This window comes from Pedobacter sp. ASV28 (genome assembly GCF_016428855.1).
In the GTDB taxonomy this organism is placed as follows: Bacteria; Bacteroidota; Bacteroidia; order Sphingobacteriales; family Sphingobacteriaceae; genus Pedobacter.
Genome location: NZ_JAELTN010000063.1, coordinates 22,359 through 28,452, shown reverse-complemented (window position 1 = coordinate 28,452; position 6,094 = coordinate 22,359). Strand labels below are relative to the sequence as shown.

The window sequence follows — 6,094 nt, the reverse complement described above, 5'->3', positions numbered from 1 at the left end:
GAGGCCAAATAATGGTACGATATAATAAAAGAGACCACCTACTGCAAAGGTGGAAATGATTACACTTACGGTAGAGAAAATGATAATTGGCCCACGTTGTTCCTTAAGGTCTTTTAGGTTGATATGGTTGGGTTACCTTACAGGCAGGAAATGTCGAAACACCTAATATGATCGCTACCAATGAGATATAGGATATTAGTTTAAGGGGAGAGAACATTTTATTTCCTTTCATGGCTGTTTTTATTAAGTCGATAATGTTGTCTAATCTTCGCCGTCGTCCTGTTGGATATTTCCACGAAGTCTCTCTTGTAGACCTTGAAAAATAAGGTACAAGGAGGGAATTACAAATACACCCAGTAAGGTGCCAAACAGCATTCCTCCAATAGCCCCAGTACCAATAGATCTGTTACCATTTGCGCCTACTCCGGATGAAAACATAAGGGGCATCAATCCAAAAATAAAAGCAAAAGAAGTCATTAATATGGGTCTGAGTCTTGCTTTTGCCCCTTCAATAGCCGATTGTAATAAGGTCATTCCTCTTCTGCGTCTCTCGAGCGAAAAGGTAACCATCAATATGGCGTTCTTTGCCAAAAGGCCAATCAACATAATGACCGAGATCTGCATATAAATATTGTTGTCAAGACCGAATATTTTGGCAAATACATATACACCTGATAAACCTACAGGCATAGACAACATAACAGCAAAAGGTAATAGATAGCTTTCGTACTGGGCACTGAGCAACAAGTAAACGAATAACAAACATACCGCAAATATATATATCGTTTGCGAGCCGCTATTTTCCTCTTCCCTACTGATTCCCGAATATTCAAACCCATAACCCTGTGGCAATACCTGAGCTGCGGTTTCTTGAATAGCCGCTAATGATTGCCCGGTACTATAGCCTACATTTGGCGAACCATTTACCGATATAGAAGTAAATAAATTAAACCTCGTTATGGTTTCAGGGCCATATACCCTTTTTAGTGTGATAAATTCTGTAATCGGTGCCATGCTTCCATCGCCTGTTTTTACGGTAATATTCTGTAATCCGGCTGGTGTTCCCCTATAATTGGTGTCTGCTTGTACAATGACCCTATATTGTTGACCAAACTCATTAAAATTTGATACATAAGAACTGCCATAAAAGGTTTCCATCGTACCTAGCACACTGGTTACAGTTACTCCCGCATCTTTACATTTAGGAACATTTACATCTAATAGGTATTGGGGAAAGTTAGGGTTAAAAGCCGTAGAAGCGTATTGTATTTCGGGGCGTTTGTTCAATACCGTTAAAAAGTTCTGTGCTACCTTATAAAAATCCTGAATGGAATGTCCTTCTTTGTCCTGTAGCTGAAAAGTGAACCCTCCGCTTGTTCCAAAACCTGTAATGGTGGGCTGGGACATAAAAACAATATTGGCTCCATGTATGCCCGAGGTTTTTTTGGTCAATAACTTAATTACATCATCATTGGTTATTCCTGGTCGCGTATCCCAAGGTACCAGACGCAATACCACCATTCCATAAGAGCTGCCGCTTCCTCCAATTTGGTTCTGACCTAAGGTCATCATGGTATTCTGCACCTGTGGAAGTGTACGCGCTATACTATCTATTTCTTTGGTAATTACTTGTACCCTTTCCATGGTAGAGGCGGGCGGTAAACTGATATTTACAAATACGGTACCCATATCTTCGCTAGGCACAAAGCTCGAGGGGGTGGAACGCATGAGGAAATACAGGCTGCTAGAAAATAATACAACAATTACGATGACCAGCCATTTTTTGGTGTTAAATAAGTTGATGACTCCAGTATATTTTGTCGTTAATGCGTTATATGCCGCATTAAAACCAATTCCAAAACGTTGAAGTAGTTTCTTCTCTTTACCATTTTCTTCATGTTTTGGTGGTTTTAAAAACAACGCAGCCAATGCAGGACAAAGCGTAAGCGCGTTAACGGCCGAAATCATAATGGCAATGGCTAATGTAATGCCAAACTGCTGATAAAATACTCCTGCAGAACCCGTAACAAAGGTTACCGGAATAAATACGGCCGCCATGATCAACGTGATGGTAACTATAGCCCCAGAAATTTCCGACATGGCATCTATAGCTGCCTTTCGGGGTGACTGATAGCCGCTTTCCAACTTTGAGTGTACAGCTTCTACCACTACAATGGCATCATCAACTACAATTCCAATGGCCAACACTAATGCAAATAGCGTGAGCAGATTGATACTGAAACCAAATAGATATAAAAAGAAGAAAGTACCCGTAATGGCTACCGGTACCGATATACCGTGGATAATGGTGGAACGAAAATCCTGAAGAAATATGAATATTACTAAAAACACCAATAAAAAGCACTCAACCAAAGTATGCAGCACCTTATCTATGGAAGCATCTAGGAAAGTATTGATATCTACCAAATAGATCATTTTCACGCCAGTAGGGAAAGATTTTTGAGCTGTTGCCAGTACTTTTTTGCATTGGTCAATGACATCTTTCGCATTGGAACCAGGGGTTTGGCTAATGGCTATACCTACAGATTGCTTGCCGTCTGTTATGGTAGAACCGGTATAGGTTTGTGCACCTAGTTCAATACGGGCAACATCTTTTAGTCTAAGGTATTGTCCCTGTACATTGGATTTGATGATAATATTGCTAAACTCATCTGGCGATTGAAACTGACCTTTATAAGTGATGACATATTGAAAGCTTTGTTTGTCATTTTCACCAAACTTGCCAGGTGCAGCTTGTACATTCTGTTCATTAATAGCATCAGAAACATCTTGCGGAGTAACCCCATATATGGCCATCACATCAGGTTTCAACCAAATCCGCATAGAATAAGTCATGGCAGAGCCATACACCGATGCGGCACCAACCCCATTAACACGTTGTAACTGTGGTATAACATTAATGGCCGCATAGTTTTGTAGGAATTCTTGATCGTAATTCGGATTATCACTGGCAAGAGATATAATAAGGATGTTACTACTTTGTTGTTTCCGTACGCTTACACCTGCTTGTGTCACTTCTTGAGGAAGAAGGCTGGTGGCCGCAGAAACCCTGTTTTGTACATCTACGGCAGCTTGGTTGGGATCGGTACCTACTGCAAAGAACACACTGATCGAGGCAGAACCTGTATTAGTTGCCGATGAGGTAATATAAGTCATCCCTTCTACCCCATTAATTTGTTGTTCCAGTGGTGTAATAACGCTTTTTAAGATTACATCCGTACTTGCACCTGCATAACTTGCAGATACCTGTACCGTGGGTGGTGATATGTTAGGATATTGGTTAATGGGCAGCTTTATTGCGCCAAGTATGCCTAACAAAACAATGATGACCGAGATAACAGTACTTAATACAGGCCGTTTTATAAATATCTTTAGCATAAGACCGATTGTTGTTTTTGTTTATCTAGACCGTTTGTACAAACTATCTACATTTACTTTTTTGGGAATTATAACTGTACTGTCTCTTAGATTTGGTCCGTCAAGTACCACTCGATCTCCTGCTGCTAATCCAGACTTTATAATGAGGAATTGTCCATCATTGCTGGGGCTTGAAGTAATGGCAACACTGAAAACCATATTATTTGATTTCACCACACGAACAAATTGTTTGTTCTGTAATTCATAGGATGCGGCTTGCGGTACTAACAATGCACTATCACTGGTATGTGGCACACGAACCGTAGCACTAGCCCCACTTCTGATGATCCCCATTGGATTGGCAAATGTGGCCTTTAAACTGGCCGTTCCCGTAGTGGTGGTAATTAAGGCACTCGCCGTTTCTAATTTTCCTTTAATGGAATAGACTGTGCCATCGGCAAGTACTAACGTTACTGCAGGAAGTTTATTGAGCTTTTCCTGTAAGCTGTTGCCCTTGATCTGGTTTGAAAAAGAAAGCAATTGTTTTTCGTTTAATGAAAAATAGGCATATACATCTCCAGTATTGGATAGAACGGTAAGTGGTTGTGCAGTAGTACTGCTTACCAAAGCGCCAATCTTATAGGGAATAGATCCAATGGCGCCATCTTGTGGACTTCGAAGAAAGGTGTATCCCAAATTAGTTTGTGCATTGACCAATGTTGCCTGAGCCTGTGCCAATGCCGCCTGTTTAGATTGCAAGGTGTACTGTGCAGCTTTGAGTTCATATTTGCTTACAATATCATTCTCTACCAATGGCCGTACTTTTTCTACGTCCATCTCTGCCGCATTAACATCGGCAACAGCACTTTTAATGGTAGCCCTGGCGGTAATTACAGCCTGTTCATACGCTGGGTTTTTAATCTTAAAAAGTAATTGTCCACTTTTAACTGTCGCTCCTTCTGGCACATAAACACGTTCTAAATAGCCATCTACCATGGGCCTTATTTCAACCACATCTTCTCCCTGTATGGTAGCGGGAAAATCGCTGAAAGTGGTAACGGTATCAGGTACCAGCGTTAGGACTTCGTATTCGTTTGATCCGGTATTTAGGTCTTTCTTTTTTTTATGACCGCTACAGGAAGTAAATGCAACCAGTGTTGTTAAGATATAGATGAGCGCATTCGTTTTCATATGCAAACAAATTATTTTGGCTTAGTCAGCTTGTTTTAAATGTCCAGAATGCTGGACCAATAGTAAATACCACACATTTATATATAGTTCTCTCAAAGAACCAAATAAAATCAATGATCAAAATACGTTTGAATATAACTAAATATAATGAAAGTCGATCATTTTAATACGACCTATGTACATAGATTATACACTGGCTGACTATGGTAATATACGTATCTATTTTCTGATAAGGGCCGCATGATCTACATTGGCTTAGATCTATAATCTAATCTTTTTGGGATAGAGCTTTGGGGGGCAGAGAAAGAAAGCTTCGCCAATGGTGGGCCTTATGAAGTAGGAGAAAACAAATAGTGATTAACTATTTTTATTTTAAAATAATCCCTGCATTTCGAATTTGGAAGAATCTATGATGTTGAATCATTCTTTGCCCTATTCAACATGTGGGGATTATTTTATTTATTTACCAAACTTCATTTTCAATTGCTCTAGCATATCTTCGGTTACAGGTTTCGCTGGCTTAGGCTTTTCATAAGCGGGTTGGCTCCTTTGCGGAACCTCATTTTGTTGTTTAGCCTGTTTTAATTCGGCTTTCTTTTTAGACCAACGTTTCCAGATCTCCTCTAGTTTCTTTTTGGTAAACAATGGGAAATCCCCCTGCATCATCCAGGAATAATAGCTTGGTTCAGCATCAAATATACTTTCTACCGTTCTTCCCTTGTGCTTGCCAAAATTAATGGTCTCCTCTCCTTTTTCGTTATAAACTAACCTGCCCGCAAAATCAACAGGTTTGTTCATATTGGTAAAATGATGTAATGCTTCAACATCATTTTGAACTGGAATAGATTTTTTCCCCTGCTTATCTTCAAATTCTGTATCCTTATATTTTTCCAACTGGGCCAATAGCACCTCATAAGTTGCCCTAATATCTGCTTCTGCAGAATGTGCATTGATGATGTCTTTATCACAATAGAATTTATACGCTGCCTTTAATGTACGTTGTTCCATCTGGTGAAAAATATTCTGTACGTCTACAAATTTCCGATCGCTCATATCTATATCTACACCTGCCCTTAAAAATTCTTCCAACAGCATGGGGATATCAAATTTATTTGAGTTATATCCGGCAAGATCTGCATCGCCAATGAAATCGGCTATCTCTTGGGCCACCTGTCCAAAAACAGGTTCGTCCTTGATGTCCTCATCATAAATGCCGTGAATTAGCGAAGTAACCAAAGGAATAGGTATTTCTGGATTGATACGTTTTACCAACATTTGTTCGGTACCATCTGGCATTGCCTTTAGGATGGCAATCTCTACCATTCTATCTACTCCAACATTTACACCTGTAGCTTCTAGATCAAAAAAAGCAAGCGGACGTTTTAGATTTAATTTCATTTTTGAAAGATATACTTTTTCCAAAAATGCTAAAAACCTTTCTTAATTTGCCATTTTTTCTTAAAAAGTAAACTTTTAGCCCTTATTTTATAAATTTGGAAGGCGTAACCGTTATCTCTTAATTATA

The 6,094-nt window shown here is 39.5% G+C and carries 3 protein-coding genes; all 3 read right to left on the bottom strand.

Annotated features, from left to right (window positions below):
• Window positions 1–261: 261 nt before the first annotated feature.
• Window positions 262–3,399 carry an efflux RND transporter permease subunit gene (locus tag JHD79_RS18665; RefSeq protein WP_199120873.1) on the bottom strand — a complete coding sequence of 1,046 codons (3,138 nt, stop codon included), beginning with the start codon at window positions 3,397–3,399 and terminating at the stop codon, window positions 262–264.
• Window positions 3,400–3,420: 21 nt separating this feature from the next.
• Complete coding sequence (locus JHD79_RS18660) at window positions 3,421–4,569, bottom strand: efflux RND transporter periplasmic adaptor subunit (RefSeq protein WP_199120872.1); 1,149 nt, start codon at window positions 4,567–4,569, stop codon at window positions 3,421–3,423.
• A gap of 459 nt (window positions 4,570–5,028) precedes the next feature.
• The gene (locus tag JHD79_RS18655) at window positions 5,029–5,967 is read right to left on the bottom strand and encodes a 3'-5' exonuclease (RefSeq protein WP_199120871.1); all 939 of its coding nucleotides are present in this window, start codon (window positions 5,965–5,967) and stop codon (window positions 5,029–5,031) included.
• Window positions 5,968–6,094 lie beyond the last annotated feature (127 nt).